This is a genomic window from Collinsella sp. An7 (assembly GCF_002159335.1).
Classification (GTDB): domain Bacteria; phylum Actinomycetota; class Coriobacteriia; order Coriobacteriales; family Coriobacteriaceae; genus Coprousia.
Window position 1 is genome coordinate 57,404 of sequence record NZ_NFHP01000007.1, and the last position, 22,746, is coordinate 80,149.

18 protein-coding genes and 1 tRNA gene are annotated in these 22,746 nt (G+C 66.3%); 4 read left to right on the forward strand and 15 right to left on the reverse strand.

Annotated features, from left to right (window positions below):
• Positions 1–300: 300 nt before the first annotated feature.
• The 3 genes from ftsH to tilS all read right to left on the reverse strand — a co-directional run bounded on the left by ftsH (position 301) and on the right by tilS (position 5,076).
• Positions 301–2,700 carry an ATP-dependent zinc metalloprotease FtsH gene (gene ftsH, locus B5G20_RS08535; protein WP_275531859.1) on the reverse strand — a complete coding sequence of 800 codons (2,400 nt, stop codon included), beginning with the start codon at positions 2,698–2,700 and terminating at the stop codon, positions 301–303.
• Positions 2,701–3,249: a hypoxanthine phosphoribosyltransferase gene (hpt, locus tag B5G20_RS08540; protein ID WP_087356489.1), complete on the reverse strand. Its 549-nt coding sequence runs from the start codon at positions 3,247–3,249 to the stop codon at positions 2,701–2,703.
• A 234-nt stretch (positions 3,250–3,483) separates the two neighbouring features.
• Positions 3,484–5,076 carry a tRNA lysidine(34) synthetase TilS gene (tilS, locus tag B5G20_RS08545; protein ID WP_239286944.1) on the reverse strand — a complete coding sequence of 531 codons (1,593 nt, stop codon included), beginning with the start codon at positions 5,074–5,076 and terminating at the stop codon, positions 3,484–3,486.
• Positions 5,077–5,124: 48 nt separating this feature from the next.
• Here tilS and B5G20_RS08550 point away from each other — a divergent pair, with 48 nt between their 5' ends.
• Entirely contained in the window at positions 5,125–6,030 is a 906-nt protein-coding gene (locus B5G20_RS08550) for an MBL fold metallo-hydrolase (RefSeq protein ID WP_087356490.1), read from the forward strand.
• Between the two features lie 339 nt (positions 6,031–6,369).
• Here the strand turns inward: B5G20_RS08550 and B5G20_RS08555 are convergent, their stop codons facing one another.
• A complete protein-coding gene (locus B5G20_RS08555; protein WP_087356491.1) occupies positions 6,370–6,798 on the reverse strand; it encodes an Hsp20 family protein in 429 nt (142 codons plus the stop codon).
• 313 nt (positions 6,799–7,111) lie between these two features.
• Between B5G20_RS08555 and B5G20_RS08560 the strand changes: the two genes are divergently transcribed.
• Complete coding sequence (locus tag B5G20_RS08560) at positions 7,112–7,714, forward strand: hypothetical protein (protein WP_087356492.1); 603 nt, start codon at positions 7,112–7,114, stop codon at positions 7,712–7,714.
• Between the two features lie 8 nt (positions 7,715–7,722).
• Positions 7,723–9,078 carry a cysteine desulfurase family protein gene (locus B5G20_RS08565; protein WP_087356493.1) on the forward strand — a complete coding sequence of 452 codons (1,356 nt, stop codon included), beginning with the start codon at positions 7,723–7,725 and terminating at the stop codon, positions 9,076–9,078.
• 167 nt (positions 9,079–9,245) lie between these two features.
• On the opposite strand, the gene B5G20_RS08570 is transcribed toward B5G20_RS08565, so the two are convergent.
• On the reverse strand, positions 9,246–10,940 hold the full coding sequence (locus tag B5G20_RS08570) for a phospho-sugar mutase (RefSeq protein ID WP_087356494.1): 1,695 nt from the start codon (positions 10,938–10,940) through the stop codon (positions 9,246–9,248).
• A 247-nt stretch (positions 10,941–11,187) separates the two neighbouring features.
• On the opposite strand from B5G20_RS08570, the gene B5G20_RS08575 reads away from it, so the two are divergent.
• Positions 11,188–11,263, forward strand: a tRNA-Lys gene (locus B5G20_RS08575).
• A gap of 93 nt (positions 11,264–11,356) precedes the next feature.
• Here the strand turns inward: B5G20_RS08575 and B5G20_RS08580 are convergent.
• From B5G20_RS08580 to B5G20_RS08625, 10 genes are all read right to left on the reverse strand, one after another.
• Entirely contained in the window at positions 11,357–12,637 is a 1,281-nt protein-coding gene (locus tag B5G20_RS08580) for an aminopeptidase (RefSeq protein WP_087356495.1), read from the reverse strand.
• 174 nt (positions 12,638–12,811) lie between these two features.
• Positions 12,812–13,480, reverse strand: coding sequence for a hypothetical protein (locus B5G20_RS08585; protein ID WP_204207744.1), 669 nt, complete (start codon positions 13,478–13,480; stop codon positions 12,812–12,814).
• Positions 13,481–14,368 carry a phosphoribosylaminoimidazolesuccinocarboxamide synthase gene (locus B5G20_RS08590; protein WP_204207745.1) on the reverse strand — a complete coding sequence of 296 codons (888 nt, stop codon included), beginning with the start codon at positions 14,366–14,368 and terminating at the stop codon, positions 13,481–13,483.
• A gap of 111 nt (positions 14,369–14,479) precedes the next feature.
• Positions 14,480–15,994: a HAMP domain-containing sensor histidine kinase gene (locus B5G20_RS08595; RefSeq protein ID WP_087356496.1), complete on the reverse strand. Its 1,515-nt coding sequence runs from the start codon at positions 15,992–15,994 to the stop codon at positions 14,480–14,482.
• A gap of 14 nt (positions 15,995–16,008) precedes the next feature.
• Complete coding sequence (locus B5G20_RS08600) at positions 16,009–16,734, reverse strand: response regulator transcription factor (RefSeq protein ID WP_087356497.1); 726 nt, start codon at positions 16,732–16,734, stop codon at positions 16,009–16,011.
• Positions 16,735–17,013: 279 nt separating this feature from the next.
• On the reverse strand, positions 17,014–18,330 hold the full coding sequence (locus B5G20_RS08605; protein WP_239286945.1) for a hypothetical protein: 1,317 nt from the start codon (positions 18,328–18,330) through the stop codon (positions 17,014–17,016).
• A gap of 2 nt (positions 18,331–18,332) precedes the next feature.
• Entirely contained in the window at positions 18,333–18,599 is a 267-nt protein-coding gene (locus tag B5G20_RS08610; protein WP_087356498.1) for a TIGR03905 family TSCPD domain-containing protein, read from the reverse strand.
• Between the two features lie 266 nt (positions 18,600–18,865).
• Complete coding sequence (locus B5G20_RS08615; protein WP_087356499.1) at positions 18,866–19,552, reverse strand: cytochrome c3 family protein; 687 nt, start codon at positions 19,550–19,552, stop codon at positions 18,866–18,868.
• Between the two features lie 21 nt (positions 19,553–19,573).
• Positions 19,574–21,817 carry an aldehyde ferredoxin oxidoreductase gene (locus B5G20_RS08620; RefSeq protein ID WP_087356500.1) on the reverse strand — a complete coding sequence of 748 codons (2,244 nt, stop codon included), beginning with the start codon at positions 21,815–21,817 and terminating at the stop codon, positions 19,574–19,576.
• Positions 21,818–21,833: 16 nt separating this feature from the next.
• Positions 21,834–22,556: a 4Fe-4S binding protein gene (locus B5G20_RS08625; RefSeq protein WP_087356501.1), complete on the reverse strand. Its 723-nt coding sequence runs from the start codon at positions 22,554–22,556 to the stop codon at positions 21,834–21,836.
• Positions 22,557–22,746: the final 190 nt, after the last annotated feature.

Genomic DNA, 22,746 nt, shown 5'->3' on the forward strand with positions numbered 1-22,746 from the left:
CAGGCTCTCACTTAAGGGTCGAGTTTTCTATGGCCCCCAAAGAGATGCCGATTAAGGGCTTTCGCGCCCCGCAGCGACGGGGCGGATGGCTTGCCGAATTGGATGCAAATTGGTCCATGATGAGGCTGAATTCGGCCCCATGATGGACCAATTTGCATCCATCCAATTCGTGGGACCGGGATGGAACGCGGGAGAATGGGACTGAGGCGGGACGGGGGGCGCAACGCGGTGCCCCGTACCAAAACGGCCCCGCGCAGAACGCAGGGCCGTCCCATCACAATCTCAGAGGCGCACAGGCCGTCAGTCCGACGCGCCGTCCGCGCTGGCGTCGCCGCCCTCGGCCGCATCCGGCCCGGCGCCGCCGGTCCCGTCAGCCTCGCTGCCCTCTTCTGCCTGTTCGCGCAGCTCCGCTGCCTCGGCAGCAATGGCAGCCTCGGCATAGCGCGCCGCGTCGTCCTCAAGCTCCTCCTGGGTCATGCGCGACTGCTTCTTGGAGCCCGCGGCCTCGCGCTGCAGGTACGTATCCCACTCGTTGTCGAGCAGGGCCTCCACGGCCTCGCCCTCCACGGTCTCGCGCTCCAGCAGCACCTCCGCCATGAGGTCGAGCTGGTCGCGCCGCGCGGAGAGGATGGCCTCAGCCCGACGATGCGCCTCGCGCATGATGCGCTGCACCTCCGCGTCAATCCGGCGCGCCGTCTCCTCTGAGTAATCCTGATGGTCGGCGTAGTCGCGTCCCAAAAAGACCTGGTGCTGCGCCTCGCCAAAGACCTGCGTCCCCAGCTCCTCGCTCATGCCCAGACGCGTCACCATCTCGCGCGCCATCTTGGTCGCGCGCTCGAGGTCGTTGGACGCGCCAGACGTAATGTCGTCGCACATGAGCTCCTCGGCCACGCGCCCGCCCAAGAACACGGCAAGCTCGTCGAGCATCTCGTTGCGCGTCTTGAGGAAATGGTCCTCCGTGGGCAGCTGCATGGTGTAGCCGAGCGCCTGCCCGCGCGAGATGATCGAGATCTTGTGCACCGGGTCGGAGTGCTCGAGGATATGCCCCACGAGCGCGTGCCCGCTCTCGTGGTAGGCGATGGTGGTGCGCTCGCGCTCGCTCATCACGCGGGCCTTCTTGGCCGGTCCGGCGATCACGCGCTCCATCGACTCCTCGATCTCGTCCATCGAGATGCGGCGCTTCTGCCGGCGCGCCGCCAAGAGTGCCGCCTCGTTCATGAGGTTGGCGAGGTCCGCGCCCGTAAAGCCCACCGTGAGCTGGGCAAGCTTCTCAAAGCTCACGTCATCGGTGAGCGGCTTGTTGGCACCGTGCACGCGCAGGATCTGCTCGCGGCCCTTTACGTCGGGCCGGTCGACCGTCACCTGGCGGTCAAAGCGGCCGGGGCGCAGCAGGGCCGGATCGAGGATGTCGGGGCGGTTGGTGGCCGCGATGAGGATCACGCTCTCGCTCTCCTCAAAGCCGTCCATCTCGACGAGTAGCTGGTTGAGCGTCTGCTCGCGCTCGTCGTGCCCGCCGCCCAGGCCGGCGCCGCGCTGGCGACCCACCGCGTCGATCTCGTCGATGAAGATGATCGAGGGCGCCTGCTCCTTGGCCTTCTTAAAGAGGTCGCGCACGCGGGAAGCGCCCACACCCACAAACATCTCCACAAAGTCCGAGCCCGAGATAGAGAAGAACGGCACGCCCGCCTCGCCGGCAACCGCCTTGGCAAGGAGCGTCTTGCCCGTGCCCGGCGGGCCCACCAGCAGCACGCCGCGCGGGATCTTAGCGCCGAGCTTGCGGTAGCGCTCGGGCTCGGCCAGAAAATCGCGGACCTCCTCAAGCTCCTCGACCGCCTCGTCGATACCCGCCACGTCCTTGAAGGTGACCTTGGGCCGCGTGGCCTCGTTGGTCTTGGCGTCGGTCTTGCCAAACTGCATGGCGCGACCGTTGGCGCCGATCATCTGCCGCATAAAGTAGAACATGAGCGCCACGAGTAGAATCGTGGGCACCACCTGCACCAAGAAGTCCGACCACGCGTTGGGGTCGGTCGTGTCGATGGTGTAGGTGACCTCCGGGTGCGCCGCCATGAGCTCGTCGAGCGAGTCGGAGCCGACGTAGGTCGAGCTGTAGCGCTCGAGCTTGTCGGTATCGCCCACGCTCTCCTTGTCCTCCCAGTAGGTGCCGTCCACGGTGCCGGCCACCACGGTGTAGGCGAGCTCGTGCACGCGGCCGTCGTTGACCGCCGCCACCAGCTCGCTCGTGGGGATGGTCTGGGCCTGCGGCTTGCCGCCGCCCTGGTTGAACATGGTAAAGAGCAGGTAGACCACGAGCGCCACGGCCACGAGTCCGTAGATGATGTTGGGGCGGGGGCCGCCGCCGCGCTTGCGGCCGCTGCCGTCATCGCCGCCCGAGTCGCCGTTCGTCTCGTCGGGGAAGAGCCGATCGAAGAAGTCGTCGGCCGAGCTGCCTGGACGGTCGGCGGAGCGACCAGGGCGCTCGTCGCCGCCGGCGGGACGGCCGGCGTCGCGACCGTCGCGGCCGCCGTTCTCGCGGGGCTCGCCGCGATCGTGGCCGGCGTCGCTTGTGGGCGCAGCGGCGCCGTCGGCGCCCGAAGGCGCGCCCGACGGGCGGCTGGCGTCCTCGGTATGGTTATCGGCGCTGCGGCCGCTTGCCAGGGCAAACGGCCGCAGTTCGTTCTCTGCTACAGTGTTCAGCTTCACTTACGCGTAAACCTCCGGTTTGAGAATGCCCACGTAGGGCAGGTTGCGGTAGTGCTCGGCGTAGTCGAGACCGTAGCCCACCACAAAGGCGTCCGGGCAATGGGTGCCCACGTACTTGGGGTTGATGGCGGCCTGCTTGCCCTCAACGTCCTTCCAAAGGAAGGTCGCGACCTCGAGCGACGCCGGCCCGCGGTTGGACAGGTTCTGCATGAGGTACTTGAGCGTGAGGCCCGAGTCGAGGATGTCCTCGACGATGAGCACGTCGCGGCCCTTGATGTCCATATCAAGGTCCTTGACGATACGCACGATGCCCGAGCTCTTGGCGTTGGCGCCGTAGCTCGAGACCGCCATGAAATCGATGGCAAGCGGGCAGTCGATGGCGCGCATGAGGTCGCCCATAAACACCACGGCGCCGCGGAGCACCGCAATGAGGACGAGGTCCTTGCCCGCATAGTCAGCCGAGATCTGGGCACCGAGGCGCTTCACGATCTGGGCGATGTCCTCCTCGCTAAAGAGAACGGATTCGACGTCGGGATGAAGCGCGCTCATAGGGCTTCCTTTCTGCTGCAATCGGCCGTGTGCTTATCTTAGCAGCCCTGTCGGGCGCGTGCACCGCGTGGCGGCAAAACCAGCGAGTCGGAAATCACCGCCTGGGCCGGGACACGTCTTCTGCCGCCCCGGGCAAGGCGGCCGCGCGGGCGATGCGGCCGCCCCGGACAACCCCGTCGGCGGCCCCGCGGGCAACGCCGCCGGCGACTCCACAAGCAACCTCGCCGGCGACCGCTACCACGCGCGCTCGAGCGTGAGCTTGACGGCGATTCGCGTAGAGGCCGTGCACTTAAAGCGGTCGTCGAGCCGCACGCCCGCCGCCCACACGATCGCGCCGCCGGGCGCCGTGCGCACCACGGGCACGAGTGGCCGCTCCGCCACGGGCACGCGCTCCTCGCCCAGCAGGTCGGAGAGTTTCTTGCTGCGCCCCTGCATGCCGAGGGGGCACATGAGATCGCCGGGGGCGGGCGCGTCCACCCACAGGCGCGCGCCCCGGACCTCGGCGGGGAGCCCCTGGCCTGCTTCTTTAAGGCGGATGAGATCGCGCTCCGCATAGCCGAGCGCCGCTGCGTCGATGAGCGCCACCGACCGCCGCGCCGGGCTGTGCCCTCCTTCGGCTGCAGAGCCGCTCTGCCCGGGTGCCTCGGGCGCCCCGGGCGCCAAGGCCGCCTCGCGCGCCAGCGCCACGGCGTCCGTGCCGGCCGGCACGCGCACCACCTCGGCGGCGAGCACCATCTCGTTGGCAAGCGCCATGCGCCCGGGCACCACGAGCCATCCGGCCGCAAGCGCCTCGCGGCCGCCCGCCGTCCTCAGCGTGAGCGTGCCAAACTCCATGCGTGCATCGATGCCGTCCGGGAGGGTGAGCGATCCCTCCCCCGCCGCCACGCAGGCGAGCACGGCCTCGACGTGGCGCATCTCGAGTCGCGCGCCAGCGTCGAGCGCGCGCACGGCCAGGCGCACCATGCGCCGCGCGATGGCAACCTCCGCCGCCGCGAGCCGCGCACCGTCGAGCACTACGAGCCCCTCCTCCTCGCGCCGGGTGCAGGCGCGCAGGGCCGTTGCCGCCAGGTGGGTGAGAAACGCGTCCTCGTCGCCCAATATGTCGCAGGTGGCGCCCACCGTCCGTGCAAGGTTGCCGTTGCGCTCGGCCGCGAGCGGCATAACCTCATGCCGCACAAAGTTGCGCAGGTAGGAGGTATCGCGGTTGCTCTCGTCCTCGCGCCAGGAGATGCCCGCCACCGCAAGGTAGCGGCAGAGCTCGTCGTGTGTGGCGTCGATGAGCGGGCGGACGATGATGTTTCGCCGCCGCGGGATGCTCGAGAGGCCGGCCGGCCCCGCCCCGCGGATCGCGTTCATAAAGAAGGTCTCGGCCCGGTCGCTCGCCGTATGCGCCGTGAGGATGCGCGCGGCCGAGCGCGGACAGCCCGCCTCGCGGCAGAGCTCGTGCACGTAGCGGCGGGCGGCACGATAGCGCACCTCGCGCGCCGCCGCCTCGAGGTTCTGGCCGCCCAGCTCGGTAAAGCTCGCATGCTCCACGCAGAGCGGCAAGCCATAGCGCTCGCATAGGCTGCGCACAAACGCCTCGTCGCCATCGGAGGCGTCGCCACGCAGGTGATGATTAACATGGAGCACGTGCAGACGTTCGCGGGCGATTCGCGCCGGTCCGCGGCCGTCGGCAATGTCGAGAGTACCGGTGCAGGCCATAACGAGCAGCGCGGTTGAGTCCGCACCACCTGATACCATGAGGACCACCGGAGCCGAGCCAGCGCCGTCCACCTGCGTCGCGGCTCCCCCGCGCTTGCCAAAATGCTGTGATACCGTTGGCACGTGCCCTCCTAACCCCGGCACCATCATACCCCTCGTCGGAAGGCCCAGATGATACCCGATACTCTCGAGCCCCATACCCCGCTCGCCGCGTCAGGCGGTGTGGACGGCGCCGCCACCGGCGGCGCCCCGAGTCAGCGGCTCCACCTGCACATCCTCGGCAGCGGCTCCAAGGGCAACTGCGCCCTCGTAGAGGGCCCCGAGGGGCTCATCATGATCGATGACGGCTTCTCACGGCGCGAGACCATCTCCCGCATGCACGAGCTCGACCTCGACGAGGGCCGCGTACGCGCGCTCATCCTCACCCACGAGCACTCCGACCACGTGAGCGGGGTCTCGGTGTGGTGCCGGCGCTTTGAGGGCGAGCTCTTTGCGAGCCGCGGCACCGCCGACGCGCGGCACTACCTCGCCTGCCTGCCGTTTGAGGAGTTCATGCCCGGCGACACGCTGCATATCGCCGGCATCTGCGTTACGACCTTCCCCACTTCGCACGATGTGGTGAACCCGGTGGGCTTTCGCTTCTCGGTCGGCGGCGCACGGGAGGGTGACGCCATCGGCTACGCCACCGACACGGGCATCCTCACGCCCGGGGCGATGCGCGCGCTCGCGGGGGCGCGCATCCTCGCGCTCGAGAGCAACCACGACGTGCCGATGCTGCGCACCGGCTCCTATCCGCGCTACCTGCAGGATCGCATCTTGAGCGAGCGCGGCCACCTCTCCAACGCGCAGGCCGCCGAGGCCGTGCGCGAGCTGGTGACCGAGCGGACCGAGGAGCTCATTGCCATGCACATCTCGCAGGAGAACAACCGCCCGAGCCTCGCCGTGCGGGCACTCGCCGAGGCGCTCGGCGCCACGCTCGACAACGAGCTCGGCAGCTCCGCCACGCTTGAACGCCCGGACGGCCCGACGCTACATATCCGCTCCGCCGGCCAGAACCGACCCATCAGCATCTGGTAGCAGCAGTCGACTCGTGATGACCGGACGTCGCGCGATCCAGCCCGCCGCGGGGCGCCCAACTCGCCGGCTGCGACACTCCGACGTGCACCTACCCGCTTTTCCCATCTCGACAACGTGCGCGCAGCTCAACACCGCACGGGATGGGCGCAGCGCTCCGCGCGCAGTTCCGCACACAAAGGAGGCCCCGGTGGGGCCTCCGTCTTGCACCATCTTTGTTTTTCCTCAGCTCGACGCCGTACGCGCAGGGGGAGGCCGACGGCTTCCCTAAGCGAACATTCCGCAGGCGCACAGCGCCGAGGACGTTCGCGTGGGAACCGCCGGCCTCCCCCGCCGGGAGCGTTAGTCGATCGCGATCTTGGTTACGTTCTTCTTCTCGACGATCTTGGGAACGGTGACGGTCAGCACGCCGTCGGCGTACTTGGCCGAGAGGCCCTCGCTCGCTGCGTCCTTGAGGTAGACGCCGCGGGTCGCGCTGTAGGCGCTGAACTCCTTCTGCAGGTAGTTCTTACCCTTGTCCTCCTCCTTCTCCTCAACGTTCACCGAGATGGAGAGGCGGCCCTCGTTAAGCTCAACGTCGATGTCGTCCTTGCTCACGCCAGTGAGGTACGCCTTGACCTCGTAGCCGTCGCCCGTGTCCTCAACGTCCATGGGGAACGCCTTGGAGAGCGGGGCCTGAGCGAAGTCCATCATGTCGTCAAACGCATCGAGCAACGAGTTGTTGAACGGACGGATACCAAAAACCGAACGATACGGAACCATGCTTGCCATAATCGATCACTCCTTTGTGACGACCCTCCGCCGACTACTGTGGCGGTGGGATTTCTTTGACCGCTTCTGTTATGCCCGGCTTCGCAGGTTCTAATCGCTTTGATTCAGATTTCTTGAGCGTCACAGTATCATCAAATCTAAGTTTAGAAGACTTAGATTTATGCAGAAGAGCTTTGCGGGCACGCGGCCCTGCCTTAACTCAGCGTGAAACCCGCGTGGAACTCGCTTACATTTTGGTGAAAACCCATCCAGCCCCGCACGGCCACCGTACAATAGGCCTGATGCAGGCCATCGCGCAGGAGGGCGAGCCACCATGGAGAACCGGGTCAACACAGACGGCAGCGCGCCGCGCGACCAGGTAGAGGGCACTCCCGGCACCGCGCCCGTGCGCCCGCCGCGCCCCACACGCGGAAGCACCTCCCAGCCCAGCATGCCCACGGGGCCTGAAGACTCGCGCCAGACCGCCGCGCGGCCGGCGGCGAGCGCGAACGCCCCGATGCCCGGGCAGCCCGTAGACGCTATCCCCTACCAGCGCACGCGGCCGCATATCACCCAAGAGCCCATCGCCGACGACCCCACCCGCTACGTCACGCGCGAGCGTTATGCCACGCTTGAGCAAACGCGTCCGCGCCGGCATATGGGGGTCGCCACGTCTGACCCGCAGTACCTTCCTGTGACCGAACCTGGTCGCGGCGCCCAGCCCGGCGCCAACGGCGATGTGCCGGGGCCGGCGCACCCCGCCTCAGGCAAGCGAGCGCCGCTCCACTACGACCGTTATCTCCAGACGCCCAAACCAGGCAAGACGATCTTCTCGTCGCGCCACGAGCGCGTGCGGCGGCGCACCCGCGCCTTTATCATCGCGGTGCTGCTCGTTGCCATCGCGATCGCCCTGGTGTGGTTCTTTGTGCTGAGGTAGGACCCGCCATGACCTGTCCGCTCTCCCCTTCTGCAGAAAACCCACCCGCGCCCGGCGCCTCCGCCGTCTCAAACGGCGGCGCGCCCGGCGCAGTCGGCGCGGCCTCCAACCCAGCCGGCCCCGGTGCTGCTGCGCCTGATGTGCATCGTTACCTCTACGCCGACAACGCTGCCACCACGCCGCTCTCGCCCCGGGCACTCGAAGCCATGATGCCCTATCTCACCAGCGCGTTTGGCAACCCGAGCGGCATCCACCGCATCGCGCGCGAGGCTGCGCTTGCCCTCGACGACGCGCGTGCCCGCGTGGCGCACGAGCTTGGCGCCGCCCATCCGAGCGAAACCTACTTCACCAGCGGCGGTTCAGAATCCGACACCTGGGTGCTCCGCGGCGCCGTCCAGCGCTTCCGCGACCTCCATGGTGCCGACACCCCCGCGCGCATCGTCACGAGCGCCATTGAGCACCACGCCATCCTGCATACCTGCGAGGCGCTTGAGCGCGAAGGGGTGCGCGTCACCTACCTTCCCGTCGACACGCTGGGGCACGTGCGGCCGAGCGACCTTGAGGACACGCTCTGCCGTGCCGCGGAGGAGAACCGTGCCCGCGGAATCGACGCACCGCCTGCAGCGCTCGTCTCCATCATGCTCGCCAACAACGAGGTCGGCACCATCCAAGATGTGTACGAGCTCGCACGCGTCGCGCATGCGCACCACGTGCCCTTCCACACTGACGCGGTGCAGGCCGTGGGGCATATTCCGGTCGACGTAGCCGAGCTTGGGGTCGACGCGCTCTCGCTCTCGGGCCACAAGTTCCATGGGCCCCGCGGCGTGGGGGCGCTCTACCTGCGCGAAGGCTTCTCTATCCCGCCGCTCATCCGCGGCGGGGCGCAGGAACGCGGCGAACGTGCCGGTACCGAGAACGTTGCTGGCATCGTGGGGCTCGCCGCCGCGCTCGAGGAGGCCTGTCGGGACCTCAGGACCAAGATGGAGCGCCTCGGCGCCCTCCGCGACGAGCTTGTGGGACGCATCCTCGGTGCCACAACTGACGTTAGGCTCACCGGCGACCCCGACCCCGCGCGCCGCCTGCCGGGCATCGCATCGTTTATCTGCCGTGATGTTGACGGCGAGCTCCTTGTGGTGCTTCTTGATCGCGCAGGCGTGGCTGCCGCCACGGGCTCGGCCTGCTCCACGGGCGAGACCGGACCCTCGCACGTTATCACCGCGCTCGGCATCTCCGGCCCGCGCTGGACGCACGGATCGTTGCGACTCTCGCTCGCCGATGACGCGACCGAGGCCGACATCGCCGAGCTCGCCGAACGCGTGAGCGCGGCCATCGCCCGCACCCGCAGCCTCAGCGCCATGGTGTAGCCTGCCGGAGTCGACCTACGCCCTTGCCGACCCTCCCCCGCCCGCGACGCAAAAAAGGCGGGCACCCCGCAGGATGCCCGCCTGAGTCGCCAATACCGGCAGCGCCTATCCAGTCCGCCGCGTCAGCCTGGCCGTCGCGACGTCAGCAGCGCTCCACAAACCGCGCGCTACGAGAGCAGCTTGCGGCCATCTTCCTCGATCTTGTCCATGAGCGCGTCGGCCGCGGCGGCGTCCTCGCCCTTGGCAAAGATGTAGAGCTTGATCTTGGGCTCGGTGCCGGAGGGGCGCACGATGGCCTTGTTGCCACCCTCGAGGTCAAACTCGATGACGTTGGCCTTGGGCAGGCCGTTTACGCCCGTCGCGTAGTCCACCACGACCTCCACCGGCGAGCCGGCAATCTCGGTCGGCGGATTCTCGCGAAGCCCCGCCATGATGCCGGCCATCTTGGCGGCACCGTCGGCACCCGGGTAGCTCAGCGAGATGGTCTTGTTGTGGTAGTAGCCGTATTTCTCGTAGAGGTCGCGCATGGCCTGGACGAGGTTCTTGCCCTCGCGCTTGTAGTACTGCGCCATCTGGCAGATGAGCAGGCTCGCGTTGACGGCGTCCTTGTCGCGCACGTGGTCGCCCGAGAGGTAGCCGTAGCTCTCCTCAAAGCCAAAGATAAAGCGGTCGACCTCGCCGGCGTCGGAAAGCCCGGTGATAATGTCGCCGATGTACTTAAAGCCGGTGAGGCAGCGGCGCAGCTCAAAGCCGTACTCCTCGGCGAGCGCGTCCACCATGGCGGAGGACACGATGGTCGTTACCGCAACCTTATTGGAGAGGTCCTCGCCGCGGGCGGCGCGCATCTTGCAGATGTAGTCGAGCAGCAGCACGCCCATCTCGTTGCCGGTGATGAGGGTGTAGTCGTCGCCGTCGGCGCAGGCAACGCCCACGCGGTCGGCGTCGGGGTCGGTCGCGAGCAGAAGGTCGGGCTGCACCTCGCGGCACAGGTCGATGCCCTTCTGCATGGCCTCGCGAATCTCGGGGTTGGGATACGGGCAGGTGGGGAAGTCGCCGTTGGGGTCCTTCTGCTCGGGCACGATGGTGATGTCGGTGATACCGGCCTTGTTGAGAACGGTCGTCACCGGGATGAGGCCCGTGCCGTTGAGCGGGGTGTAGACGAGCTTGAGCGGCAGCTCGGCCTGCTCCTCGGGAGTGAGGTTGCAGACGGAGCACTTGAGGACGGCGTCGTAGTAGGCGTCGAGCACCTCGTCGTCGATCCACTTGATGAGCCCCTGCTCAACCGCCTCGTCAAAGTCCATGATCTTGACGTCGGTGAAGGGGTTGGTAGCCTCCATGGCTGCCGAGATGGCGTCCGCCGCCTCCGAGGTAATCTGGCAACCATCCGGGCCGTAGGCCTTGTAGCCGTTGTAGGGCGCGGGGTTGTGCGAGGCCGTCATGCAGATGCCGCCCGAGCAGTGCAGGTAGCGCGTGGCCCACGAGAGCGTCGGCACCGGCGAGATCTTGGGATACACGTAGGCCACAACGCCGTTGGCAGCCAGGATGGCCGCGGTGGTCTTAACGAAGAGCTCGCCCTTGTTGCGACTGTCGCGCGCGATGGCGACGGTGGGATTCTCGAAGTTCTTGTTGAGGTAGTCGGCAAAGCCCTGGGTGGCGCGCCCGACCGTGTAGATGTTCATGCGGTTGGTGCCGGCGCCGATGGTGCCGCGCAGGCCAGCCGTGCCAAATGCGAGGTCCTGGAAGAACGCGTCGGTGATGGCGTCCTCGTCGCCCGCCTCCTTCATAGCGGTGAGTTCCGCCAGAAGCTCTTCGTCCTTGACGTTGGCGATCCATGTGTCAAGGAGCTCATGTACATCTGCCATGGGGGTGCCTTCCTTTCAAGCCGTCAGAGTACCGCCCGTCGCGCGGCCGCGGCAGGCAGATACTTGCATCATAGAGCATGGGCGCGCGGGCGGCGGTGACGCTCCGGTAAGCGTGCGGTAATGCAAGGTGGACGAAATGCCACCCCGCGCGGGCGGGCGCACATGTGACGGGCATGTCCTATCCCGACAAGCACCACCGTGCGCCGTATGCCACCGCGCGGGCGGTACGTGTTACAATGCCATCTGCGGGCCGTTAGCTCAGCTGGCAGAGCAGGGGACTTTTAATCCCAAGGTCTAGGGTTCGAACCCCTAACGGCCCACCATCGGTAAAACAACGCCTCCAACCGCGGAGGCGTTTCTTGTTTGGGTCCAGCACCGGGGCGGGTCCTACCGCACGGCGGCCCCGCCGGCCCTCGCTACTCCCAGCTCCACTGGCCGTTGACAAAGACCGGGACCTCGGTGCCGTCGACCATGATGCCCGTGATGTCGAGGTCATCGGTCCCGATCATAAAGTCGACGTGCGTTGCCGAGGTGTTGACGCCGGCAGCACGCAGCGCCTCGGCATCCATGTCGTAGCCGCCCTCGTAGCACTCAGGGAAGCCAATTCCCAGCGCCAGATGGCAGCTCGCGTTCTCGTCGTAGAGCGTGTCAAAGAAGAGCGTCCCGCTCTCGCGGATGGGCGTGTTCTTGGAGATGAGCGCCACCTCGCCGAGCCGGCGCGCGCCCTCGTCGGTCTCGATGATCGAGCGGAGCGCGTCGTAGCCCTGCTCAGCGCCGTAATCCACCACCCGGCCGCCTTCAAACCGCAGCCAGAACCGATCGATCTTGGTGCCATGGTGGATGAGCGGCAGCGCAGAGTACACGATGCCGTCGGCGCGCATGCGATCGGGCGAGGTAAAGACCTCCTCGGTGGGGATATTGGGAAAGAACGGATGTCCCTCGGGCGTTTCGCTGCGGCCGCCCGCCCACACGTGGCGGTCGGTGAGCCCCACCGTGAAGTCGGTGCCGTTGTCGGCGTGATAGCGCAGCGCGTCAAAGTGGTGCTCGTTCAAGAAGCGCAGGTTCTTCTCAAAGGTCGCGTCGTGCAGCTCCCATGCGCTCTCGGGGTCCTCACCGTCTGCGCGCGCCGCCGAGAGGATGGCGCACCACAACTTGTAGACCGCGACCTCGTCCTCCAAGCCGGGGAAGACGTGGCGCGCCCACGCCGCCACCGGCGCGCCGGCGATGCACCACGGGTTGATGTTGAAGTCGAGCCCGCGGCGGAAGATCTTGCACTGGCTGTTCCGCGCGCGCGAAGCCGCAGCGGGCTTGGCCGGGTCGACGCCGCGCAGTGCCTCGGGGTCGGCGCCCTCTACAAAGATAAAGCACGCCCCGTCACGCGCGAGCGAGTCGAGCTGCTCGATCTGCCAAGCGGGCGTCTTCTCAAAATAGGCGGCGTCAACGTGCTCGTAGGTAAGGCGGGTAACCTCGTCGTCTCCCCAAATCACCGTCACGTGCCCCGCGCCCGCCGCGTAGGCCTCCGCAACGAGCACCCGCACATAGTCGCACGTCTCGACCGGCGCCTGTACCACGACCTCCTGACCGGGGGTAACGTTGACACCCTTGCGCACGATGAGCTTAGCATAGCGGCGAATCTTGGGCTCGAGCTGGCGCATGCCGGCACGGGCGTCGTCAATCGTGAGGGCGGCACGGATCATAGGAGGTCCCTTCAAATCGAGCCCGCTCCAGCACATGGAGCGGGGTCAAACCACAAACAGCTTCCTTCTACCCAACATGCCACAAGGCAACCCCGCCGTGCCATGACAAAGGGGACAGGTTCGTTTGTCACGTGACAAACGAACCTGTCCCCCTTGGCATATGCGCGCAAACGGTTAGTGACGCGAGCGCTGGTTCTTCTTGGGCTTCTTCTTAACCGGCTCGACCGTGGTGCCCGACGAGCCTGAGCCCTTAGCGACGCCCTTGGCGGACGAGGAGCCCTTGCCGTCCTTCTCGGCCGCAGCGGTCTCGAGCAGCTCCACGATCTTCTTCTCGGACATGCCCTCGGCAACCGAGCGGTAGTAGTTGCGGATCGGGCGGATCTTGACGAGGTCAAACACAAACGCGCCGATAATCGCGATGTAGCTCAGCACTACGAGGACGATCTGCAGCACGCTCGTCGTGCCAGCCTGCTCCGCTTGGGTCAGCATGAGCGAGACCCATGTGAGCACGATAAAGACCACACCCAGGCCTAGGATCACCCAAAAGACGCGACGGAGCTTCTTGTAGTCCTCATCGGCCTTGAGCATGACGTTGGAGGCGTCGTACATGCGGTCCTCGCGCGCGCGGGCCTCGCGCTTGCGCTCACGCTTCTCCTCCTTGGAAAGGCCCTCGAGCGACTCGCCGCGCTCGGCCTGCTTGCGGCGGGCCTTAGCCGACGCGGGGACCACGCGAACGGAGCTCGCGGCCGCGCGGGCCGGCTTGGCGGACGAAGCGCCCTTGCGGGTCGCGCCCGCGTACTCGCGGTTCTGCGTGCGCGGGTTGTTGGCGCTGCGCATGCTCATTTACTGGTTCTCCTTCATGCTGACGAACTTCTGACCGGTGATGATCTCAAACGCCTCGGTGTAGCGCTTGGAGGTACCCTCGATGACCTCGGCGGGCAGGTGCGGCGGCTCGCCGGTCATATCCCAGTTGGCGCGCAGCCAGTCACGGACGTACTGCTTGTCGTAGCTCGGCTGAACGCTGCCCTCCTCGTAGCTGGCGGCAGGCCAGAAGCGGCTCGAGTCGGGGGTGAGGCACTCGTCGATGAGCGTCACGCGGCCGTCGATGATACCGAACTCAAACTTGGTGTCGGCGATGATGATCCCGCGCGTGGCGGCGTACTCGGCCGCGGCGGAATAGATCTTGAGCGAGAGGTCGCGCAGCTGCTCGGCGATGTCGGCACCCACGATCTCGACCGTGCGATCAAACGAGATGTTCTCGTCGTGGTCGCCGATGGCGGCCTTGGTGGACGGGGTAAAGATCGGCTCGGGGAGCTGCGAGGCCTCGGTGAGACCAGCTGGCAGCTTGATGCCGCAGACGGTGCCGTCCTCGTCGTAGGTCTTCTTGCCCGACCCGGTGAGATAGCCGCGGACGATGCACTCAATGGGCAGGGTCTCGGCGCGGCGCACGAGCATGGAGCGGCCCGCCAGGTAGTCGCGGTACTCGGCAAACTCCGCCGGGAAGTCGTCCACGTTGATCGACACGAGGTGGTTGGGCACGAGCTCGGCAAACTTGTTAAACCAGAAAGCCGAGATGCGGTTGAGGACCTCGCCCTTAAAGGGAATCTCGTCGGGCAGGATGAAGTCATAGGCCGAGATGCGGTCGGTCGCCACCATGAGCAGGTTGTCGCCCGCCTGGTAGATATCGCGGACCTTGCCGCGCGAATCGGGACGGCGCTCCAGAGACGTCACGTGAAACTCCTTACAGATCGGTACATACGGCAGACGGCGCGCCACAGGGCGCGCGGAGCGGCGCGGGCGCACCGGCAGGGCCGGAGCCAAGCGAGGTGCGACGACGCGGGGCTAACTCTCTATTGTAGTGGATGGCGTCTCGGGCGTGTGCTCGCGGGGCAGATGAATCGTAAAAGTCGTACCCTTTTCGAGCTCGGAGTCGACCGAGATGTAGCCGTGGTGGCGCTCCACGATCTGCTGGGTGAGCGAGAGGCCCACGCCCAGACCGCCCGCCTCACGGGCACGGCTCGCGTCGGCGCGCCAGAACCGGCTGAAGATCCGCGGCAGGTCCTCCTTGGCAATGCCGATGCCCGTGTCGGACACAATGACCTGCACGCCGCGGCGCTCCGTCTTAACCGACACCACAACCCAGCCGCCCTCGGGCGTGTAGCGCATGGCGTTGCTCATGATGTTGATGATGGCCTGCGTGATGAGGTCGGGGTCGGCCTCGATGGAGGCGTCGCGCCCCTGGGTCTCGTCGTTAAAGCGCAGGCGCAGGTCATGGTCGCGGAAGAGCTGCTCCTGCCCCGTCACGATCTGACGCACAAAGGGCACCATCTCGACCTTCTCGATGTTGAGCGGGGTGGACTTGGCCTCCATGCGCGAGAGGTCAAGCATCTGCTGCACCAGGCGCGCGAGGCGGCGGGTCTCGGAGGCCACCGTCTCCAGATGCTCGTCGTCGGCCGGCATAACGCCGTCTTGCATGGCCTCCACGGTGGCGAGCATGCCCATGAGCGGCGTGCGCAGCTCGTGCGCCACGTCGGAGGTGATGCGCCGCTCGTGCTTGAGGTCGCGCTCAAGCGAGGTGGCCATCTCGTCAAAGGTCTCGCCGAGACGGTCTATCTCGTCGTCGCCCCGCATGCCCGTACGGGCCGAGAGGTCGCCGTCACGCACCTGCTTGGCTGTGGAGGTGATGCGCCTGAGCGGCGAGGTGAGCATGTGCGACACAAGGAAGCCGATGATGATGGAGATGCACACGGCGATGAGCGCCGCCAAGGCCATCGCGTTGAAGGTGCGGTCGCGGAAGGCGTTATCGGCCTTGCTGAGCAGCACATCGCTCCCCAGCACCCAGATGCGCACCTGCCCCACCGTGGCGCCGTCCGCCGTGACAATGGGCTCCGTTACCGAGGCGCTGTCCTCGGTGGGCGCTGTGGAGGTGAGGCTGTGGCCGCGCAACGCCGGGGTCGTTGGCCACGTGTCGTCGTAGACCACGGTGCCCGTGGCGTCCATCACCTGAATGCCGATGTCATCTGAGAGGGTGGTCTCGGCCACCGCCGAGAGATAGTCGCTCGACCAGTCGCCGCTCTGCTCGTAAGCGCTCGCAAGGCGCTGCGCCGTGGCGGTGGCGATATCCTCCATGTTGGTGCGCGTGTAGTCGCTAAAGACGCCGCTCCACACCACGCTCACCACGCCGACGAGAATCAGCACGGTGATGATGGACGCCGCCGCAAAGGCAAACGCCATGCGCGTGGCGTAGCTGATGCCGGGGCGAACATCCTTGCGCGGCGTGTTCCAGCTTGCGCGCGAGGAGCTCACCCCGGATGCGTTGCGATGCTTCTTGCCGGTCTCAAAGCGCTCGGAGGGCATGAGCGGGCCTCTCCTTACGCCTCGTCGGCCTTGTTCTCCTGGGTCTGCGCGGGTGCCTCAAAGCGATAGCCCACCCCGTGCACGGTGTAGAGCCACTTGGGATGCTTGGGGTCATCGCCCAGCTTGGCGCGGAGGTTCTTTACATGCGAGTCGATGGTGCGCTCGTAGCCCTCAAAGTCGTAGCCGAGCACCTTCTCAACGAGCTCCATGCGGTTGTAGACGCGGCCCGGGTGCCGGGCGAGCGTGGCGAGAAGCTTAAACTCCGAGGCGGTGAGGTCGACGTCCTTGCCGTCCACCAGAATCTTGTGGCCCGAGATATCGATCACGAGCTCGCCAAAGTCGAGCACGTCGACCTCGGGCTCGGCATGGGCACGGCGGAAGATGGCGCGCACGCGGGCCACGAGTTCGCGCGGCGAGAACGGCTTGACGATGTAGTCGTCGGCACCGAGCTCGAGGCCGATGATGCGGTCCTCGACCTCGCCCTTGGCGGTTAGCATGATGATGGGCACCGCCGAACCCTTGTCGCGGATAATCTTGCAGACGCGCTCGCCCGAGAGCTTGGGGAGCATAAGGTCGAGGATTACAAGATCGAACTTGTGCTTCTCGAACTCGTCAACGGCGGCCTTGCCGTCGCCCACGCCCACGACCCAATACCCCTCGCGGTCGAGATACGCCGCCACGGCGTCGCGGATAGCCTTCTCGTCTTCAACCAAAAGAATGCGCTTTGCATCTGAAGCCATGGTCGGCCTCCTGTCCTACCGTCAAATGAGCCTCACACATTGTACCGCACGGAGCGATACACGGGCCGGCCGCTTGCCGGCCGGGAGCATTTGCGCCGCGTAGCGGCACTGTTGCCGCGCCGGGCGCGCTCCACTCGGCTTATTATGCCCACTCGTGCGCAATTTGTTTCGGACGGGTGAGAATAGGGGGACGGGTGCGTTTTTCTCAGTTTTGGGAATATGGGGCCAGGCCCCATATTCCCAAAACTGAGAAAAACGCACCCGTCCCCCTATTCTCACTTACAGGTCAAAGACGCGCGCTGTTACGCTCTCGGGGATGCCCTGGGCGTTGCGGATGGTCGCAAACGAGAGAAAGCGGTCGACGATACCCTCGCTCGCGGGCCAGTCGCCGTAGTCGACGCTGCGGTCGGGCGCGCCCAGGGTCGCGTAGGTCTGGGCCTCGATATCGACCACAAAGTGTGAGGTCTGCGCCTTAACGAGGTAACGCGAGCCCTTCCCCGCCACGCAGGCGAGCGGCTCGCGGCGCACGTAGACGTACGGCCCGCCCTCGCGACCGATGAAAGTCCCCATGTTGCCGAGGCTGCCGCGGCCGTCGTAACTCGCCTCAATGGAGAAGGCAAACTGCTCGTTCATATAGACGGCCTCAAAGGGGGCCACACCGCTCGGCAGTACCAGTTGATCGCGCTTGGTGTTGTTGCCGTCGGTAAGGTCGAGCGCGGTAAGCCCGTAATAGGTGCCCTCGTCTTCTTTGACGCGCGGGGCGATAGTGAGGATGCCGTCAGCCACCCGCGGGGCGGTGGCAAAGCGCCCATGCGAGACCATGAGCTCGGTGCCCTCCGTCTCGCCCACCGACCACTGGTAGCAGTGTGAATCCTCCGAGCTGGCGTTGCCCGTGGCAAGCGGCATCTTCTGCCAGATCACGCTCGTGTTCCACGTGGTAAAGCGCGGCGGCTCCCAGTCGATGCTGCCCGAGTCGAGCTGTACAGGCTCGCCTGCAAGGTCACCACCCGAGAACGCCTGGCCCACGAGCACCCAATCACGCGTGGCGTAGTCGATCTCTACCCAAGCGTAAACGCTGTCGGTGCAGCGCACGTCATAAAACTGCCAGGTCTGCCCTTGCGTAGGCGCGTCGAGCACGGTGCTGAGGTTGCCGCTCGAGAGGCTCAGGGCGCCGAGGGTATTCACATGCTGCGACGATTCCGGCGTAAGCAGCGCCGCCGCCCAGGTGCCGCCCGTATGAAAGAGCAGCGTGCCGAGCGGCAGGGTAAAGGTCTGACTCGCGGTGTAGGGACAGTCGGCAGCCTCGTAGTCGCCGTCGAGCACGGCCACAACCTGCGAGTCGTCGACCACCTGCGGGTCGCCTGTGGTCTCTTTGACCTCGCCCGACGAGCACGACGAGAGCGAGATGACCGCCATGCCCGCGCCGATGGCGGCGGCGCTACCGAGCGCAAAGCTCCGGCGCGTCACCCCGCGGCCAAAGAGGCCGTGCCCGCCCGTGCCCTGACCGGCAGCACCCTGGGCAGCGACACGCTCCCCCTCCCGCCGCGGACGAGTTGACCCGCGGCCCGCGTTTCGTATGCGCGAGAAGAAGCCCATGGTTAGGCGCGGGCCTCGGCCTGCGCGGCGTCGAGCGCGTGGCAGAGCTGGTCGGCGCAGGAGGTGGGCCGGACCCCGCAGGTGTTGCCGCGGAGGATGCCCGTCACCTCGCTCACGGTGCGACCGGTCACGAGCTTAGAGACGGCCTTGAGGTTGCCGTTGCAGCCGCCCACAAACGAGCAGCCCTCGATGGTCTGACCATCGTCCGACAGGTCGACGTGGATGTTGCGCGAGCAGACGCCCTGCGGCGTGTAATCGATCGAAATCACGGTTGTTCCTCCCCGTTAGGTATGTTCGCCTGCCATTATCCCCGTTTGGCGAGGTGCCCACGCGCGCCGCACACGATATACACGCAAGGAGGGCGGCGCACGCCGTCTCCTGCCAACCGCTATCACCCCGCGCATCCTCACCGGTGCCGAGACAATCGTCGCCATCCTCTCCGACTCCGATGAAATCAGGTCTACACACAACGGCGCCCCGCCTCCCACAGGAGACGGGGCGCCGCTCTCACGCACACGCTAACGGGGCAGAGCCGTTAGTTCTGGGTCGTGGTGGCCTCAAACAGGTCGGGGGTGGTCCAACCGTCGGGCACCGCGCCGGTCTTTCCGTCGTAGCCGAGGTCCTGGACCGTCCAGCCCTCGGGCACGCCGCCCTCGCCCTCCCAGGCGCCTACCTGGTGGCAGGTCGCGCAGGTAAAGACGCTCTGGTCGTGCATACGGTGGCAGGAGTTGCACTGCTGCACGCCGTGGTAGGTGCTGTGCGGGTCGAAGCTGAGGTCGGCCGTGGAGCTCTCGGTAGCGCCGGGGAGCATGCCGCCACCGGCGTGGCAGCCGCTCTGCAGGCAGAACTCGTTGGAGAAGCTCTCCTTGGCCAGCGGGGTGCTGTAGCTACCCGAAAGCTGGGCCTGGATCTGCGACGCCATCTGGCCGAGCGTCTGCTCGTGGCAACCGAGGCACTGGTTGTCCACCACGCCCTTGTGGGCGTAGGCGAGCGACGTGGTGTCGTTCTCAAACGAGTCGTAGTACTTGCCCATGGTGTTGTGGCAGAGGCTCGAGCAGAACTCCGGGGTGGCGCGCCACGCCCAGCCTGCGACGCCGAGCACCGTGACAACCACGACGGCGGCGATCACGATGGGCAGGCGCTTAGCCTTCCAGCTGCCCTTCTTCTTGGGAGCGGTTGCGGTGGCCTGGGCCTCCGTACCCTCCTTCTTCTCTTCAGCCATTGGTCTCTCCTCTCAGGCGGCTTAGGCGAGCGCCGGGTTGTCGCCGCAGTACTCGGACAGGACACCGGCGTAGGTGCGGGTGCGCTCGTCGTAGGACTTCCCGCCCTCGGTAAGGAGCCCGAGCTCCTCGAGGTCGGCGGCAACGTCGTCGAGGCCGAGGTCGGTGAGGCACTCCTTGGTGGGGCAGCCGAGCTCGGAGTCCCAACCAAAGCGCTCGTACATCATGGTAAGAGCGGTCTGCCAGTCGTCGCGATCCATCTTGTCGGTGCCGGCGGTAAAGGCCTCGATCTCGGGGTCCTTGGTAAAGACCCACTCGGTGATGGTGTCGTGGACGTTGCGGAAGTCGTTGCAGCCCATCTCACCGTCGGCGTTCTTCATGCCGCGGGCGGTGTTGGCGCGCTGGAGCGTCATGATGCGCTCGGCGGCCTTGTAGAGGTCGTCGATGGTGACCTCCTGGCCGGTAACGGCGGTGTAGAACTGCGCCTCGAGGTCGAGGTCGCCGCGGTAGCTGCGCTCCTTAGCGGGCGCCATGGCCATCGGCCACACCCAGTTGCAGAGCGTGAGCGAGTCGTGCAGGACGTCGGTGACGATGCTCCACCACGCGAACTCCGCCTTGTACTCGTTCATCGGCGTATAGTTCTTGTCGGCGTCGATGGCCTCCTCGGAACCCCACATCTCGGCAGCCATCTGCTTCTTGAGGTCGATGGGCAGGCCGCAGCCCTGGAAGTTCACCGCGGAGTGGATCATGTCGTCGCGGTTGAAGACCATGTTGTAGAGGCCGCCGACCTGGCCGAAGCACTCGATGGCGTGGTGGACGGGCCAACCGCGGTAGTTGATGAGGCACGACTTGGCGGTGTCGAACCACTCCATGTCGTTCCAGTCCTTGCACCACACGATGGGGCCGTGGCCGAGCTTGGAGATCTTCTTCTCGTTGGAGGAGATATCAACCAAGATGTGCACCCACTCAGCCGGGTTGGTGCCCGCAAGCAGGCCCTCCCAGTCGTAGGTGGCAAACTCGTCGCCGAGCTCGCGCTGGAGGATGCCCTCCTTATAGGTGTGGGCGAGGTCGCGGTAGAGCTGTGCGTAGTTGCACCACAGACCGAGGTCGTCAACCGTGGCGGACACGACCTGGTTGTAGATGACGGACTGGTTGGTGAGCGTACCGTCCTCGGTCTTCATACCGTCGATGTCCTGGATGGTCAGGAAGTACGAGGTGACCGGGAAGTTGGGCACGCAGGTGTTGCCCGAGGACTGGTAGCCGGTGGCGTCGTAGACCTCCGGGACCTGGACCTGCGAGTAGCAGCGCACCGGGCAGCCGTGGCAACCGGCCATCTTGACGGTGTACTTCTCGGCCGCGGGGCCCATGTCCTTGGTGGACTTCATGCAGCGGTAGCCCATGGTGTTGGGCTCGAAGGGCTTGGGCTCGCCGGTCTCGATGGGGCCGCCCTCGGCAGCCGCCCAGTAGAGGCCCTTGCGCGCCGTCCAGCGCGAGCCGGAGTCGTAGTACTCGGCCCAGGACTGCTGGGTGGAGGGAACCACGTGGTTGTTGTTGGAGCCGAGGACCTGGGCGATCATGTAATCGGAGAGGTCGGCGACCATCTGCGGGTCGGCCACGTTAACAGCCTTGGAGCCCTTGACCACAACGGCCTTGCACTTCTTGGAGCCGAGCACCGCACCGAGGCCAGCGCCCGCGGAGTGGCTGCGGGTGTTCATGACGCAGGCGTAGGGCAGCAGGTTCTCGCCCGCCGGGCCGATGGCGGCGACGCAGGCCTCAAGGCCGTGCTTCTCGCACAGGGCCTCGGTGACCTCGCGGGTGCCCTTGCCCCAGAGGGCGGAGGCGTCCTCGATCGAGATGTTGTCGTCGTCGATGAGGATGTAGACCGGCTTGTCAGAGGCGCCCTCGATGATGAGGCCGTCGTGACCGGAGTACTTAAGCATGGCGCCGAGCTGACCGCCGCAGTGCGCGTCGACCACGAGGTGATCCGTGGTGAACGTGGAGAGCGTGGCCCAGGTGGAGCGGCCGCCCAGCGGCACGCCCGAGCCCGTCAGCGGGCCGACGGCGAGAACGGCCTTGTTCTCGGGGTCGGACCACTCGGTGCCGGCCGGCACCTCGTCGTACATGATCTTGTTGGCAAAGCCCATGCCGCCGATGTAGTCGGCCTGCATGGCCTCGTCGGACTCGACGGAGATATCGCCCGTCGAAAGGTTGACGCGCGCGATGTAGCCCGCCCAACCGTAAGAACCGAAGATGGCAGTATCAGCCATTGCGTATCTCCAATCTCTACGCGACGTGCCCGCCGCCGACGTAGTCCTGCTGCTCGCTCACGAGCGGGTACGGATTCTCCTGACGGGTGGGGCCAGACGAGTGGCTCACATCCTCCCACTCGATGAGCTCGATGGCGCCGTTGGGGCACTGCGCGGCGCAGCGACCGCAGGCGACGCACTTGGCGGACTTGCCGGTAACGGTGTTGACGCGCGGCATGTCGTAGGGGCAGGCCGTCACGCAGGCACCACAGCCGACGCACTTGTCGGTGTTGACGACGCGCACGCCGTTGTCGTTGGTCTCGATGGCGCCGTGCGGGCAGGCCGTCTGGCAAAGCGCGGTCTTGCACATGTAGCAGGTGCGGACGTTCCACTCCATGGAGTAGTAGATACCGTCGCCCGAGCCGAGCTCCTTGCCGTAGTTGTAGCCGTCGTGCACGTGGATGCGCGCTGCGGCCGGCTGGGACACGCCGTCGAGCGCGAGCGTGCAGGACATTTCGCAACGCTGGCAGCCCGTGCAGCGGGAGCGGTTGACCTTGAGCACGTGAGACGGCGTGGCGTAGTAGTCCACATCGCCCATCGAGCTCGTCGGCGTGGCCGCCGCCTCCTCCGGGAGCAGGCCGAGCGCCACCATGCTCGCCACGAACGCGCCGGAAACCTTCACGAACCCGCGACGGGTGAAGAAGGATTCGAGGCGGTCCGCGCCCGAGCCCACCAGCTCTGTGGTGGTGTTCTCTTTCATAGTTCCCTCCCCTACTGGTTACGGTGGCAGGCACCACCGTGTGATGATATGACGTGCGCACTGGCGAAAGCGCGCATTACGCCGCGTATCATTGTCGCCTCGCCGCGCGCGCAGACCTCACCTGCTTCCGGGTAATTTGCACACTTTGTGGCGATTTGCCTAGACGCGTGTGTCACCTGTTTTGGGTGAG

What these genes read in the sequence shown, in the direction of transcription:
- hpt (WP_087356489.1), bottom strand. Translation starts at nt 3,249, where the DNA reads ATGAGCGCGCTTCATCCCGACGTCGAATCCGTTCTCTTTAGCGAGGAG.
- B5G20_RS08550 (WP_087356490.1), top strand. Translation starts at nt 5,125, where the DNA reads ATGATACCCGATACTCTCGAGCCCCATACCCCGCTCGCCGCGTCAGGC.
- B5G20_RS08555 (WP_087356491.1), bottom strand. Translation starts at nt 6,798, where the DNA reads ATGGCAAGCATGGTTCCGTATCGTTCGGTTTTTGGTATCCGTCCGTTC.
- B5G20_RS08560 (WP_087356492.1), top strand. Translation starts at nt 7,112, where the DNA reads ATGGAGAACCGGGTCAACACAGACGGCAGCGCGCCGCGCGACCAGGTA.
- B5G20_RS08565 (WP_087356493.1), top strand. Translation starts at nt 7,723, where the DNA reads ATGACCTGTCCGCTCTCCCCTTCTGCAGAAAACCCACCCGCGCCCGGC.
- B5G20_RS08570 (WP_087356494.1), bottom strand. Translation starts at nt 10,940, where the DNA reads ATGGCAGATGTACATGAGCTCCTTGACACATGGATCGCCAACGTCAAG.
- B5G20_RS08580 (WP_087356495.1), bottom strand. Translation starts at nt 12,637, where the DNA reads ATGATCCGTGCCGCCCTCACGATTGACGACGCCCGTGCCGGCATGCGC.
- B5G20_RS08585 (WP_204207744.1), bottom strand. Translation starts at nt 13,480, where the DNA reads ATGAGCATGCGCAGCGCCAACAACCCGCGCACGCAGAACCGCGAGTAC.
- B5G20_RS08595 (WP_087356496.1), bottom strand. Translation starts at nt 15,994, where the DNA reads ATGCCCTCCGAGCGCTTTGAGACCGGCAAGAAGCATCGCAACGCATCC.
- B5G20_RS08600 (WP_087356497.1), bottom strand. Translation starts at nt 16,734, where the DNA reads ATGGCTTCAGATGCAAAGCGCATTCTTTTGGTTGAAGACGAGAAGGCT.
- B5G20_RS08605 (WP_239286945.1), bottom strand. Translation starts at nt 18,330, where the DNA reads ATGGGCTTCTTCTCGCGCATACGAAACGCGGGCCGCGGGTCAACTCGT.
- B5G20_RS08615 (WP_087356499.1), bottom strand. Translation starts at nt 19,552, where the DNA reads ATGGCTGAAGAGAAGAAGGAGGGTACGGAGGCCCAGGCCACCGCAACC.
- B5G20_RS08620 (WP_087356500.1), bottom strand. Translation starts at nt 21,817, where the DNA reads ATGGCTGATACTGCCATCTTCGGTTCTTACGGTTGGGCGGGCTACATC.
- B5G20_RS08625 (WP_087356501.1), bottom strand. Translation starts at nt 22,556, where the DNA reads ATGAAAGAGAACACCACCACAGAGCTGGTGGGCTCGGGCGCGGACCGC.